This window comes from Xanthomonas sp. WHRI 8932A (genome assembly GCF_035012785.1).
In the GTDB taxonomy this organism is placed as follows: domain Bacteria; phylum Pseudomonadota; class Gammaproteobacteria; order Xanthomonadales; family Xanthomonadaceae; genus Xanthomonas.
In genome coordinates this window covers 159,270-173,042 of record NZ_JAYGQQ010000007.1, presented here as the reverse complement: position 1 = coordinate 173,042, position 13,773 = coordinate 159,270, and the positions used below count along the sequence as shown (strand labels likewise).

General features: G+C 57.4%; 7 protein-coding genes, 1 tRNA gene and 3 pseudogenes. 8 read left to right on the top strand and 3 right to left on the bottom strand.

The window, feature by feature from the left end; translation table 11 throughout:
• Window positions 1-19 precede the first annotated feature (19 nt).
• Window positions 20-250, bottom strand: a complete 231-nt coding sequence (locus VC212_RS13090) for a hypothetical protein (protein ID WP_323526020.1) — start codon at window positions 248-250, stop codon at window positions 20-22.
• Window positions 251-555: 305 nt separating this feature from the next.
• Between VC212_RS13090 and VC212_RS13085 the strand changes: the two genes are divergently transcribed.
• A complete protein-coding gene (locus VC212_RS13085) occupies window positions 556-660 on the top strand; it encodes a tyrosine-type recombinase/integrase (RefSeq protein WP_323526084.1) in 105 nt (34 codons plus the stop codon).
• Between the two features lie 319 nt (window positions 661-979).
• On the opposite strand, the gene VC212_RS13080 is transcribed toward VC212_RS13085, so the two are convergent.
• Window positions 980-1,056, bottom strand: a tRNA-Arg gene (locus VC212_RS13080).
• Window positions 1,057-1,085: 29 nt separating this feature from the next.
• On the opposite strand from VC212_RS13080, the pseudogene VC212_RS13075 reads away from it, so the two are divergent.
• Together VC212_RS13075 and VC212_RS13070 are read left to right on the top strand one after the other, a co-directional pair.
• Window positions 1,086-1,625, top strand: a pseudogene (locus VC212_RS13075) (site-specific integrase); the annotation flags it as partial.
• Between the two features lie 86 nt (window positions 1,626-1,711).
• Window positions 1,712-2,811, top strand: a pseudogene (locus tag VC212_RS13070) (IS3 family transposase).
• 36 nt (window positions 2,812-2,847) lie between these two features.
• On the opposite strand, the gene VC212_RS13065 reads toward VC212_RS13070, so the two are convergent.
• Complete coding sequence (locus tag VC212_RS13065; RefSeq protein ID WP_323526019.1) at window positions 2,848-3,450, bottom strand: hypothetical protein; 603 nt, start codon at window positions 3,448-3,450, stop codon at window positions 2,848-2,850.
• Window positions 3,451-3,724: 274 nt separating this feature from the next.
• Here VC212_RS13065 and VC212_RS13060 point away from each other — a divergent pair, with 274 nt between their 5' ends.
• The 5 genes and pseudogenes from VC212_RS13060 to VC212_RS13040 all read left to right on the top strand — a co-directional run bounded on the left by VC212_RS13060 (window position 3,725) and on the right by VC212_RS13040 (window position 13,636).
• The gene (locus VC212_RS13060) at window positions 3,725-7,129 is read left to right on the top strand and encodes an AAA domain-containing protein (protein ID WP_323526018.1); all 3,405 of its coding nucleotides are present in this window, start codon (window positions 3,725-3,727) and stop codon (window positions 7,127-7,129) included.
• A 194-nt stretch (window positions 7,130-7,323) separates the two neighbouring features.
• Window positions 7,324-8,904 carry a DUF4365 domain-containing protein gene (locus tag VC212_RS13055; RefSeq protein ID WP_323526017.1) on the top strand — a complete coding sequence of 527 codons (1,581 nt, stop codon included), beginning with the start codon at window positions 7,324-7,326 and terminating at the stop codon, window positions 8,902-8,904.
• 144 nt (window positions 8,905-9,048) lie between these two features.
• A complete protein-coding gene (locus tag VC212_RS13050; RefSeq protein WP_323526016.1) occupies window positions 9,049-9,975 on the top strand; it encodes a hypothetical protein in 927 nt (308 codons plus the stop codon).
• 374 nt (window positions 9,976-10,349) lie between these two features.
• Window positions 10,350-11,458, top strand: a pseudogene (locus VC212_RS13045) (IS3 family transposase).
• A 645-nt stretch (window positions 11,459-12,103) separates the two neighbouring features.
• A complete protein-coding gene (locus VC212_RS13040; protein ID WP_323526015.1) occupies window positions 12,104-13,636 on the top strand; it encodes an aldehyde dehydrogenase family protein in 1,533 nt (510 codons plus the stop codon).
• Window positions 13,637-13,773 lie beyond the last annotated feature (137 nt).

The window sequence follows — 13,773 nt, the reverse complement described above, 5'->3', positions numbered from 1 at the left end:
CTCCTCAGACAAGCACTACTCAGAAAGGTATCGGAATGCCTTCACCGGTGACGCCCCGAATCTTGGCAATAACACGCTCAGCGTGTTCTCTCGCCTCACGTTCACTGCGAAATTTGAAGCCACGCAGCCAGAGTATGTGACGTGTCCGGCCTTCGATGCGCCTACTCAAAACGCCGGCCAAGGGCTTGCCCTTTTCATCAGTCTCCACATGGGCGGTCACCGTCCATCCATCAATTTCGCGCATGGTCATATCAATCTGTCCTTAGATGCAGCGGAGGCTGCTTGGCCGCACCGCGGCAAGTCAAGTAACTAGCGGTCCGCCAACTCGCTTCGTTAGCGTCTGCGAGGCGCAAGCGCTTACTTCCTCTGGCACCAACGCGGCATACTTCACCGCATTTCTCTCGGCCGCCTCGGCCCTCATGAGGCTGAAGAAATACGAGCAGCGAAAGAAGCTGAGCTAACCCATGGCGTTCGCATCCTCGCTCGCCTGCCTCCGGTGAGCGCCTAGCTTGAACGGTATCAGACTGGTTCGCGAAGGACGCCGCTAAGGCAGGAATTGGAGGCAGCCTGCATCGGCTAAGACACACGTTCTGCGCGCACATGGTGATCGCTGGAGAACCGCTGCGGTGGGTGCAGATCTTGGCCGGCCATGCCGACTAAGCGACGACGGAGAAGTACTTACGCGCACCTGACGCCGGAGGGTGGCGATGGAGCTGTCAGGAAGTTACGGTCCCAGGTGTGACCACTGTGACCAAGGACTGTGGATAACGGCAAAATATGGCAGCCTCACACTCCGTGCCAAATCTCGAGACGATTGCGTTTGGTGACCCCGGCCCGATTCGAACGGGCGACCTTCCCCTTAGGAGGAACAACGTCGCTAGACTACGACCCAAGCGGAACGAGGCTTTGCACGTAAATTTGGCTTGACTGTGGCGATTCTGTGGTAACGACGGTCCTACTCCCGCCGTTTGCCAAAAAGTGGTGACCCCGGCTGGGTTCGAACCAGCAACCTCGTCCTTAGGAGGGACGCGCGCTATCCAATTGTGCCACGGGGCCATATGTCTAAGGATACAGCGAGACGCTAAGTGAGCAAAGCCAAAGCGGCCGTCAAGCCTGGGCGTACCAAGACCTTCAATGGCACGCTCCCGCGCGGCATCAAGGCCTCCCAGGCCGTTAGCACTGTGGCGGGCGTGACGCTCAGAACCGATGGTCAACTCAGGTGGGAGGCGCGCATCCGCCGCTCACTCAACGGCCAGGTATTGAAGTTCCCGCTGGTGCGCTATCCCGTCGACCCCAAGGCGCCCACGAACACTGAGCATTACATCGATGCTGCTCGGCTCATGGCCGAGGCCTATATCCGCCGTGAGCATCCCTCATTAGAGCTTCGGCAAACGCCCTACGCGCACACGGCAGAGGCCTGGACCTTCGGGGATCTGCTGCGCCGGTTTGTCCAAGAAATCGATGATGGACTGATCAAGCACGCTTCGGTCAGGACCGACCACTCCAATACCTATCTCTTCTTGGGAGGTGGAAAAGGTCTTGGATTGAGCCAAACCGACATGCCCCACCTCACACGCAAGTTGGCCAAGGATCTGACTCAGGATGACTTCTTGGGGCGCCATGCCGGCTCTTTGTGAACTCCTACATCAAGTGAAGCGTCCTCGTTAACTCGATCCACTTGGAAGTAGAGTTCCATCCCAAGGAGCTCTGTATGAAGAAGTCGAAGTTCACCGAAGAACAGATGGTTCGGATCCTCAAAGAAGTCGAGGCCGGTGCAAGGGTTGGCGAGACCTGCCGCAAGCACGGGATCAGCGAGCCGACCCATTACGTCTGGAAGTCCAAGTACGCCGGCATGGAGGTGTCGCAGTTGCGGCATCTGAAGGATGTGGAAGCCGAGTTGGCCCGGATGAAGCGCATGTATGCCGAGTTGGCATTGGATCACCACGCGCTCAAGGACGTGCTGTCGCGAAAAGGTTGAGCCAGGCTCGTCGACTGGAATTGAGTCTGGCCATGCAAACTACTCACGCCTCAGTGCCCGTCGAGCTGATCGGGTGCTGCAGCTGTCCCGATCTGCACGGCATTACCGTCCGCGCCAGCGCGACGATGGCCTGCTCATCGCCGCAATCAAGGCGCACTTGAAGGACAACCCCGGCCACGGTTTTGGCCTGCTGATGGATTGGGCATTGCGACCGCAGGGCTGGGGCAAGACCCGCGCCTAGCGGGTCTATACCGCGCTGAAGCTCAACCTTCCACGTCGCGGCAAACGCCGATTACCTGACCCCATCCGCGCGCCGCTGGAGATCCCGCAAGCGGCAAACCACACTTGGTCGGCGGACTTCATGTCCGATGCCTTGTGGTCTGGACGCCGCTTCCGCACCTTCAACATCAACGATGACTTCAATCGCGAATCGATGAAGATCGAAATCGACACCAGCCTGCCCTCGGCACGGGTCATCCGCGCACTGGACGAATTGGTCGAGCTGCGTGGTGCCCCAAGGCGACTGCGCCTGGACAACGACCCCCGAGTCCATCAGCGCTGCGCTCAGGCAGTGGGCACAGCAGCACGGCGTCACCCTGATCCACATCCAGCCGGGCAAACCTACCCAAAACGCCTACATCGAACGCTTCAACCGCACCTTCCGCAGCGAAGTCCTGGACCGCTTCGTGTTCACCACGCTCGACGAGGTTCGGCGCATGGCAGAGGACTGGCGTCATCGATACAACCACCAACGGCCACATCGATCACTCGGCGGCTTGCCGCCCATCCGCTTCGCAATGGCACAATCAGCAACCACCTCTACTTCTGAGTGACTCGAAGAATCGAGGACGCTTCACCCAGAAACTCGGTCAAGTCCTGTGGGATCCCCAACGTCCGAGACCCCAATACAGTGCACCACTGGCCAACAAGTAAGGAATTAGCACCAAGAGCGAGGCCGTCAACATCCATTCGAATTTGCCGAGTGAGTCAACTGCCCGCTCCCATCGCTCCGGCTTAGCCGCTTTTCGACTGGCATCTGCACGATGCTCCTGCATCAGCAGGTCCGAGCGCATGGCCCAGTAGACCTCACGCTTGATGATCTCCTGCTCTCTTTGCTGAGGCGTCGGCCAAACAACCTGTGTGTAGCTCCACTTCGCCTCGTCGCAATACCACACCACCTCTGGGTCTTTGCGTTGCATGGCCCCGATGCAATCATCAATGGCGCTGAGTGCACGAAAACGAAAAGCATCCTCAATTGCCCAACGCTGTTCGGCACTTCGCTGGGAATTGCGACTATCAATTTCGGCCATCAGGAGCTTGACAAAGATAGATGAGCCAAGACAGATCAAGATGCCCATGAGCATCATGAAGCTAAGGCGCCGCCACACGGTTTTTCTGCTCTGACCAAGCAGTTGGCAAAACAGAGCGAAGCTCGTCTTGGATACTTCCGCAATCAGATCGGTTGCACTCATTACAGCACCAGGGCCACGGCGTGCTATCTGGTCACCCAACCTACGCAAACGCAAACGCCCGCCTGCCATTCCGCAACGAAGGACACAGTTCCACCCACTCTCGATGAGCTGGCTAGAAGCATAGTTGGGAATTGGCTCTAAACCCGCACAGAAATGTCGCAAAAATGCCAACGGACTGATTTAACAAAATCCTCGTTTGGCGAAAACTCGCTAGAAGCTTGACGATGAACGCCGCAGTTACGAAGCTAGGCCTATTCTGCACCTGAGCCCACGGATGAGCCGCCCGCATCTATCTAAGTCCATCGATCAGCTCGAAGAGCTTTACGCAGCGTCGCTCTACGATCCGGCTACGCTCACTGAACTCTCAGAGGAGCTTGGCTTTCGCCGGACCCCTCGTGCGAAGGAGCTTGCTACCGAGGTGGTCAATGCCTTGGATCGCAACCCGGCACCGCCACCCGACGCTCCAAACGAGTCAATGCGTTCTCGTTCTGAGCCGGGCGATACGGCGGAGCATCCGGCTGGGCCCACCATCCCCTCGCCTGACCTCGAACCAGTGAACTACACCAATCGCGCTCCCGACATTCTGGATGCTTGGTCGGCTCTGGAGGTGTTGTCTCCTACGACCTTCAAGCGCCGAGCAGAACTTGCGAGCAACATCGCGCAAAATGTCGTCTCGATTGGACCAGGACTGCCTTGGGATAGAGGCTCAGCCCGCTCCAAACCGAACTTCAAGGTCTACTTTCATATCATACTGGGAACACTTGCAGCCGAGCCCGCTTTCGGCAAGCTTCTAACGCGCTTTCAAGATGCACGCCCCAACCCACCCAACATCAAGGGCGAAGTCGTTCTGGCGTCGATCTTGGTCGACAAAGATGGGCTTCTGGCTGGCGAAATGCCGGTGTCCCTCTCGGCGTTCGGCTGGGGCCTACCTGTGGCGCTGGGCGGCTCATTGCAAAGCTTGGCTGCTTGGACACAGGAGGAAGAACGCCTGATTGAAGGTCTGACCAAGCAGCTCCGACCCGACCCAAGTGGGACGGATACACCGATCGCCTACGCCACAATCCAAAAGGCGTTCTCTTGGCTGGTGCAAACCCTCGGACTCCCTGCCGAGCTGGCGCAGGGCCCGCAATTTGCCGTCGCTGCCTACATAGGCTTTCGTAGCAGCCTCATCCCGGATCCGCTCCTGCTCAACAGCTTCTTCTTGCGCGATCTGGCCCGAGCCAAGGATCGCGCGGTGCGTCAGACGCTTCCGCCCGCATTGGCGCGCTTCTTAGGCCAGACGAAGCCCTCAGAACGCCATGATCTTTTGCATGATCCCCAAGCGCTCGACCAAGCGCTGTCACCCGCTACTACGCCCTTGGGGCGCTGGATCACCCCACCAAACCAGCGTCCTGCGCTCTTGCAGCAAGCGGCGGTAAACCTCGCCTCACAGTTGCCTAAGACGAGCCCCTTGCTGGGCGTCAATGGTCCTCCTGGCACGGGCAAGAGCACGCTACTGCGCGATGTTGTGGCCGATCAGCTGACGCGTCGGGCTGAGGCCATGTGCGCCTTCAATGATCCAAATAAGGCCTTCAAGACCGCATGGAGTAAACGCATCCGAGGCGAAAACCAGGAGCTTTTTGCTCTTGATCCGTCGCTTCGTGGTTTCGAAATGGTCGTAGCAAGCTCGAACAACAAAGCAGTCGAGAACATCAGCGAAGAGATCCCGGCTCTCAAATCAATTGCGTCCGGGAGCACGCTTCGCTACTTCGAACCGTTAGCAACCCAGCTGCTTGGAAAAAACGCCTGGGGTCTTTCGGCAGCTGTCCTAGGAAACGGCGCCAATCGCTCACGCTTTCGAAAGGCGTTTTGGACCGAATCGCATCTTTCATTCAAGACCTACCTGGAACGCGTCAGTGCTATCACGCCGCGCCAAGAATCCGACCCCGAGGGCTTAGCTGAGCTTTGCCAAGCTCCGGCCAATCCAGCTGAGGCGATGGCTCGTTGGCAGCAAACAAAACAGAATTTCCAAACCCGCTCAGCGCAAGTGAGCAAGCGCTTGGCGGAATTGGAGGCACTGCGACAGGCGCTGAGTGCACTGCCCTCTCTTCGGCAGCGCGAAGAACACGCCTCGCGGCAAAGAGCCGATGCTGAGCATAGCGCTGCCACAACGATGGAGACTTGGCAGACAGCACAATCGATATCAACCAACGCCAGGAGCCAGCTTGAAGGCAGCCGGGAAGCGCTGAGCCAACATGAGCGGGATCGTCCTGGTTTGTTCGCCGTGAAACGCCTGTTTGGTTCGACCAGCGTGAAGCAGTGGGAGGCCGCACATACACCCCTTGCTCGCGAGCATGATCAAGCACAAGTTGCCTGTCGGAAATTAAAGTCCGAAGAAGATGCCGCCCTTCAAGCGTCTGAGCAGGCGCGAAAAGCCGCCCATGATACCGCCGCATCTCACGTCACAACAAAGGATGCGCTGGACAAGGTCCTTGCTCGATGCGCAAGCATTCAAGTGGGCGACGGCGCTTGCGTGCTTGATGCGAGCTTCCACGATCTTGCGCACGGCGCCAAGAATTTGGCGTTGCCTTGGCTGGATCGCGATCTTCAAACCCAGCGTTCTGAGCTGTTTGAAGCGGCAATGGATGTCCACCGCGCCTTTATCGATGCGGCGGCCTTACCACTCCTTCGCAACTTGCAGGGGCTTGTGGGCAGCAACTTCAAGCTCGGGGCTGATCGCAAGCAACTGGTAGCAGATCTGTGGGCGAGCTTGTTCCTTGTGGTGCCAGTCATTTCCACTGCTTTTGCATCAGTCGAGCGTATGCTCAACCAGCTCCCTGATGAGAGCCTAGGTTGGTTGCTCGTCGATGAAGCTGGCCAAGCAACGCCTCAGTCGACCGTTGGTGCACTGCTTCGAACCAAGCACGCGCTCATTGTGGGCGATCCATTGCAGGTAGAGCCCGTGGTCCCGCTGCCGCCCGTCCTCACGCAAGCAGTGATGCGCGAGTTCAGGGTTGATCCGGATCGCTTTGCTGCTCCCAACGCTTCTGCCCAAACGCTTGCTGACGATGGCAGCCTGCACTGCGCACGCTTTGAAACCACATCAGGTTCGCGCATGGTTGGCGCGCCTCTCTTGGTGCATAGGCGTTGTGCCTCGCCGATGTTCGATATTTCTAACCGGGTTGCTTACAACAACCTCATGGTGCAAGCCAAAGTGCCTGACGCTTCGCTCATCCGGGATGTTTTGGGTCCTTCACGCTGGATCGATGTTCGCGGAAGTGGGCGCGATAAGTATTCGCCTGAGGAAGGCGAGCAGGTGATCGCGCTCTTGCATTCATTGCACGCAGCTAACATTGAGCCTGATCTCTATATCGTCACGCCATTCGTCGTGGTTCAGGACGAACTTCGAGATTTGATCCGTCGCTCAGGCTTGCTCACCGGCTGGGTGGATAGCGATTACGATTGGACCAAAGAGCGTATTGGCACCGTACACACTGTCCAAGGTCGCGAAGCCCAGGCTGTGATCTTCGTGCTGGGCGCTCCGCAAGCTGCCCAGCATGGTGCGCGAGGATGGGCTGGATCGACGCCAAACCTCCTCAATGTTGCAGTCACGCGCGCCAAGGAGGCGGTGTATGTCATTGGCAATCGATCACTTTGGTCAGGAGCCGGGCACTTCGCGATGCTCGAGCAGATGCTTTGAACCTCCGAACGTAGCCACACCTACAACGGCAAAAGCAGTGAATAGACTCAGTTTGTCGCGGCATGAGCATGAACCGGTATCCGGAACCGGGGCTAGGCCGGGAATTTGGTAAAGGTCCGGCTGCTTATGCAGTCATCTCCCGGTGCCCAGCGGCATTGGCTTAGAGGCAGCTATTTTACAAATGAGGGGTTGCTTTGAGTCTTTCAGCCAATCAAATTACAGGACGGGCCGCTGAACTCGAGGTTGAGCAGCTCTTCAACAGTTGGGGATGGGTGGTCGGCACAGACCACATTGACGATGGCTACGACCTTCTCGTTATGCCTGATCGCGCTCTTTACAAGGGCGCTCGATTTTCGGTCCAAGTCAAGGGGGAGGCGAAAATTGGCAAGAAGCGTAGCGTTACAGCACCGGTTGCTAAGAAGCGTCTTCTTCACTACGCGGAAGATCCACAGCCCGTTATTATCGTCAGGCGCACCGGTAATGGGGAGCTCTATTGGGTTCACGCGCAGGCGTGGGCCAAAGCCAATCCAGGTCGATTGAGCGGCTCAGGCAATGCGGGTGTGCGGATGGACCTCAATCAAAAACTTAACGAACGCGAGAGCTTCGAACACTTCCTCCAAGCAAGTCTAACGCCAGTTGCACAGCGGCCTCATGCATTAGCTGAACTTGCGGAAGATCGTCGCATCTACCTTAACTCTCTTGATCCTAGCCTTGAGGTTGAAGTTGGACTCGTCGATGGGCATGAGTGCTTCACTGTCCGGGCTACTGTGGACAATTCCAAAGCCCGCATCCAATTTCAAGCTGCTGCCGGCGAGGCTAACTTAAAAGCTTTGTCTGACGCCATTAGGCTAGGTAAGCCTGCAGAGATCCAGGTGGAAGATGTACGCTCGATGGGGTCTCCCCTTCTCTCCACTCTCGGCTTAGATTCCAGGTCCGGTGGAACGATATCAATCGAACCAACTCAACGCCGCACAGGATTCATTCGCCTGCATGCGGGTGAACGTCAAACTGTATCTTCGCCAACCGTTACGCTTCCCGCTGAACTCTTCATTGGGCAGGAAGGCGCGTCGGTGCTGGCATGTCATCCAGATCGCCTCATGGATATGTCTGCCGACTTCCATCAACAAGGTGCCATGAGGGGAAAAGTAGATTGGCACATCAATTGGAGTGATGTGAGATTGTCATCGGTTCTCATGCGAGATCTCACCGCGCTTCGCGATTGGGAGTCATGGGCGACGTCAGTGGAGATCAAGCAGTGTGCAAGGATTGAATTTAGTTTCGAAGGTGCGCACCACGTTCTTCCCATTACGCTGGCCACGGCGCCGGAGCTCCAATCGCTGATAAATACCGCCCGAACGTTTGGGAGGCTCCACCTTGTGGCCGACGCCGTCCAATCTTCTTTCCAATTGCCGCCTGGCTATGACATCACACCGGGCGAAATGGGAGATATCGAGCTTGCTTATGCACTCTTGAAGGGCGAGACGCTATCAGTTGTCATGGGACCACTTGAGTTTGAAGCCAAGGCACCGTTTGAAGCTAAAGATTACGAAATCTTAGTTCAAACGACGCTTCGAATTGAGATTGGCGAACTGCTTCTTGCCGAGCTTCCCGTCAAGATCGAACTTCCCGATTTCAAGGTAGCGCCGCTGGATGGATCGCCGATGCACAAGCTCACAAAGGAAGGAAAGCACCTCGGCATGCTTTCGCACGACGACCACTCCACCGCTCCACGCTCCACAGACTTAGAGAATAAAGTTCGGAAGATGCAACTCTGATGACTTTGAACAGCCGTGAATTTGGTCATACCTTCAGCGTGCGATCAACGGAAGAACAGCAAAGGCGACCAAATCTCGTTCTAACCTGCGCTACTTTCAATCTATTACTTAAAAATCCCAGCTTGCAACCGACAAGAGGTTATCATGGATCCGATCACTGCAGCGTCAGGCTTAGCCACCATCGTCTCGCTTGCTTCCGACTTCGTAGCGCAGCGCAAATCTTCTCGCGACGCAGAGATCGAAGAGTTCAAATCCTGGCTTGCTACGAAAAGGCATGATGATGTGATTGCCCTGCTCGAATCAAACCAAATAACCGCTTCAAGCACAAAAACCTTCCTTAGAGAGTCGCATCAAAATTTAATGAAACGACTGGATGACTTAAATGACCTTCTAATTCACATCAGAGCTAATGGCGCAACCCCTGTTTCACAAGCGCCATCAGCAATTGAAACCATAACACTGGGCGAACTAAACAAATTTACTGGCACACCAAGTGATCAGGAGGCTTTGGCCACGCGCATTGCGCTCCACGCGATTGAACAAGAGGCTGTTCAATTCAAGGTAAACTTGGAAAAAACGGTGGTTAGCATAGCGGCCAATGACCAACTTCTCCTTGCCCGATACGAACAGTCGCGGATAAAGCTAGCCAAAGAGCTTGAAGAAAGGCTTACGTTTCTCACCTCTCCTCTTGCTCAAGACGCATGGCGTTACTTTTTAAGCACGACTCAAGATTGGAATTTGGCAATCGGAAAATTCATAAAACTTGCAAGCCTTGACCCTAACGATCACCATTCTGGGAAGAAGATAGATGTGTGGCGAACCGAGGAACCTGAGGTATTTTCAGGAATTTATCTAAATTCCGAAGAGATTTCTGCAATGCTAAATCACTTGGATTTTTCCTCTATGCGGGATTTAGCTATGGGTTCTCATTGGCGCGCAGCGATCGATCTGCCCAGCGAAATGATCACATGGCACGTAATTCCTGCGATCACCATTGCATTACGCGCAAAAAACATTGATATCCAGAGCGATATATTGGCTCTTCACGACTGGCACATCGGCGAGGGCTAGTTTGCAAGACATTTTAAGCTTGCCTATGAAGCATAGCGGCCCTTTGGGCGCAGCAACAGATGGTGGGTAGTCATCTTAAATTACTAGTTTCCACGGTGGCGCCCGGAAAGCCAGAAGTGTTGAGCGTATTGCTGTTTAAGGCACAGAACTCAACCACATCAGGATTATAGCGTCGCGGAAGCCAACGAGAAGCCCTACGAAATTTCGAAGTTCTTCAAAACATCCAATTCATCGGCCAGCACCACTCACAAGCGAGCACTGCGAGATGGACGCTTTTCCATTGAATTTGGCGTTGACCCACCCACTGAAAACTAAGCCACAGTAAAGTAGAGACTTCGGCAGCATGGGCCCCCGTAGCAACGAGGATTCAAGCGATGAAGAAGTCACGATTTACTGAAGAGCAGATGGCCTACGCGCTCAAGCAGGCCGAGCTGGGGATGGCGGTCGGGGAGATCTGCCGGAAGATGGGCATAGCCGAGGCCACGTTCTACGTGTGGCGCAAGAAATAGGGTGGGCTGGGCCCGTCCGAGCTCAAGCGCCTGCGGCTGCTGGAAGAGGAGAATCGCAAGCTCAAGCAACTGGTGGCCGACCTGAGCCTGGCCAAGGCGATGCTGCAGGAGGTGGTCACAAAAAAGCTCTGAGGCCTGCCCAGCGACGTTCCTGGGTAGGCCAGCTGCGTGAGCGTTTTGGGGTCAGCCTGCGCCGCGCGTTGCAAATGATGTCGATGTCCCAGTCCAGCTACTCCTACAAGGCCAAGGCGCGGGACTGCAGCGTGGTGCGCATGCGAATGCGGGAGATCGCCTTGAGCCGTGTTCATTACGGGTGCGAGCGGGTTTTCGTGATGCTGCGCCGGGAAGGCTGGCGGGACAACCACAAGCGCATCCATCGCATTTACAAGGAGGAAGGCCTGTCTTTAAGGCATTGTCGGCCTCGTCGCAGTCGCAGTGCACGCCGACGGCAACCGATCAAAGTGGCCACTGCGCCCAATCCCCTGTGGGGCATGGACTTCGTCAGTGATGCGCTGTTCGATGGCCGTCGCTTCCGGTTGTTGCCGGTACTGGATCACTTCACGCATGAGTGCCTGGCCATCGTCGTAGACCAGTCCTTGCGGGCCGACGATGTGGCCGAGGCAGTGACACGGTTGGCCGCTCAACGCGGCAAGCCGGAGGCGATCAAGGTGGATAACGGCAGCGAGTTTGCCGGCAAGGTGATGGACCGCTAGGCGTATGAAAACGGCGTGGAGCTGGACTTCTCCCGCAGAGGGACACCGACCGACAACGCGCTGGTGGAAAGCTTCAACGGGCGCCTGCGGCAGGAGTGCCTGAATGAGCACTGGTTCTTGTCACTGGCCGACGCGCGGAGCAAAATCGAAGCGTGGCGGCGCTTCTATAACGAGGAGCGACCCCACAGTGCACTGGCATGGAAAACCCCTGAGGAATTCGCCCGAAATTGCGGGTCCCAAGCGAATTCCCAGGCGCCGTAGAAGGTCGAATTCTCTACTTTCGAATGGCAAGGTAATCGGGGGTGGGTCAATCAACCCCGGACTCTAAACCAGACCGCTACTCAGGGCGGGGGGACGTCGAACGCACAACGCCAAATCACTTGTCGATACACCCGCGCCAGAGTCACTTGCCAACCAGACTTGTGCTTTGACCGCGAAGCACATGTGCGACCTCTTCGGGCCGAAGTGCATAGCGCTGCGGATACAACTCTCGAAGCGTTTGAAGCGCGCTTGCAGACATGCGAGATGGGCCATCCCTAGACTCATTACAATTGTCTTATAGCGTAGCTAAAGAGACCTTGGAAGCCGTGGCAATGCTGTGACGAACAAGCGCTTTTAGAAGCTGCTTTACGTTGTCTAGACCTGCATAGCGCCCACTGCAAGGTCAGCCGTACGCCTTATGAAACAGGAGGTTAGACCAGATAAAGGTGGTCCTTCAATTTCCCCTCTTCCTTAGGAGGGGGACGCTCTATCCAGCTGAGCTACGGGGCCAAGGGCGGCATTGTCGCATGTTCAGCCAGCTTGCCAAGCCGGCCGGGGGTGGGTGGAGCCTGCTAAAATCGGCGGCTACCCGTGTCGCTGCCGGCCTTGGCTACCGCGCGACCGCCACTGTTTCCAGGAGATTCCATGTCCGCTGACCTGCTCAAGGCGCTCGACCTCGCTGCGTCCAATTCCGGCACTTACCTCGGCGAGGCGACCTGGTCGCAGGCCACCGGCGCCGGCGTGCTGCAGCCGCTCAATCCGACCACCAACGTGGTCATCGCCGATGTGCAGGCGACCACGCCGGACGACTACGAGCTGATCGTGGCGCGCGCGCAGGCGGCCTTCAAGGTGTGGCGCACCACCCCGGCGCCGCGTCGCGGTGAGGCAGTGCGGTTGTGTGGCGAGGCGCTGCGCAAGCACAAGGATGCACTCGGTTCGCTGGTGGCCTTGGAAATGGGCAAGAGCAAGCCCGAAGGCGATGGCGAAGTGCAGGAGATGATCGACATCGCCGACTTTGCCGTGGGCCAGAGCCGCATGCTCTACGGCTACACCATGCATTCGGAGCGTCCCGGTCACCGCATGTACGAGCAGTACCAGCCGCTGGGGCTGGTGGGCATCATCAGCGCGTTCAACTTCCCGGTGGCGGTGTGGGCGTGGAATGCGTTTTTGGCGGCGATTTGCGGCGATATCTGTATCTGGAAGCCGTCCAACAAAACGCCGCTGACCGCGATCGCCACGATGAAGATCTGCAATGCGGCATTGAAAGACGCCGGTTTCCCGGACATCTTCTTCCTGATCAACGATGCCGGCACGGCGTTGTCGGAAAAGCTGGTCGAAGACACCCGCATCCCGCTGATCAGCTTCACCGGCTCGACCCAGATCGGTCGTGTGGTGGCCGAGAAGGTTGCGCACCGCCTGGGCCGTTGCCTGCTGGAGCTGGGCGGCAACAACGCCATCATCCTGGACGACACCGCCGACCTGAAGCTGGCGATCCCCGGCATCGTATTCGGCGCGGTCGGCACCGCCGGGCAGCGCTGCACCACCACGCGCCGCTTGATCGTGCATGCGTCCATCTACGACAACGTGCTGGCGACGCTGGTCAAGGCGTACAAGCAGCTCGACAGCAAGATCGGCGACCCCACCGACCCGGCAAACCTGATGGGCCCGCTCAACAGCCGCGGCGCGGTGGAGCAGTTCCTGGCTTCGATCGCCAAGGCCAAGGCCGCCGGCGGCACGGTGGAAGTGGGCGGCACCGCGATCGATCGCCCGGGCAACTTCGTGCTGCCGGCGATTGTCACCGGGCTGCAGAACAGCGACGCGGTGGTGCAGCACGAGACCTTCGCCCCCATCCTGTACGTGATGAAGTACAGCACGCTGGATGAAGCGATCGATCTGCAGAACGGCGTGCCGCAGGGCCTGTCGTCGTCGATCTTTACCCAGGACCTGAAAGCGGCCGAGAAGTTTCTGTCTGCTGCGGGCAGCGATTGCGGCATTGCCAACGTCAACATCGGCACCTCCGGTGCGGAGATCGGCGGCGCGTTCGGTGGCGAGAAGGAAACCGGCGGCGGTCGCGAGTCCGGCTCGGATGCGTGGAAGGTCTACATGCGTCGCCAGACCAACACCATCAATTACTCCGACTCGCTGCCGCTGGCACAGGGCATCAAGTTCGATCTGTAATCGATGGCATCGCAGCGCGCCCGGCCATGGCCGGCGCGCTGCAGCTGTCACATGGCCACCCTCTGCTACGGGCGGCCTGCAATCGCGATAAAGAGAGCGGTACGCGCCACCCCGCAGCGGTTCGCCAAGGGCCGATG

Excerpts from the sequence above, each read along its gene's own strand:
- VC212_RS13090 (WP_323526020.1), bottom strand. The coding sequence starts at position 250 with ATGACCATGCGCGAAATTGATGGATGGACGGTGACCGCCCATGTGGAG.
- VC212_RS13065 (WP_323526019.1), bottom strand. The coding sequence starts at position 3,450 with ATGAGTGCAACCGATCTGATTGCGGAAGTATCCAAGACGAGCTTCGCT.
- VC212_RS13060 (WP_323526018.1), top strand. The coding sequence starts at position 3,725 with ATGAGCCGCCCGCATCTATCTAAGTCCATCGATCAGCTCGAAGAGCTT.
- VC212_RS13050 (WP_323526016.1), top strand. The coding sequence starts at position 9,049 with ATGGATCCGATCACTGCAGCGTCAGGCTTAGCCACCATCGTCTCGCTT.
- VC212_RS13040 (WP_323526015.1), top strand. The coding sequence starts at position 12,104 with ATGTCCGCTGACCTGCTCAAGGCGCTCGACCTCGCTGCGTCCAATTCC.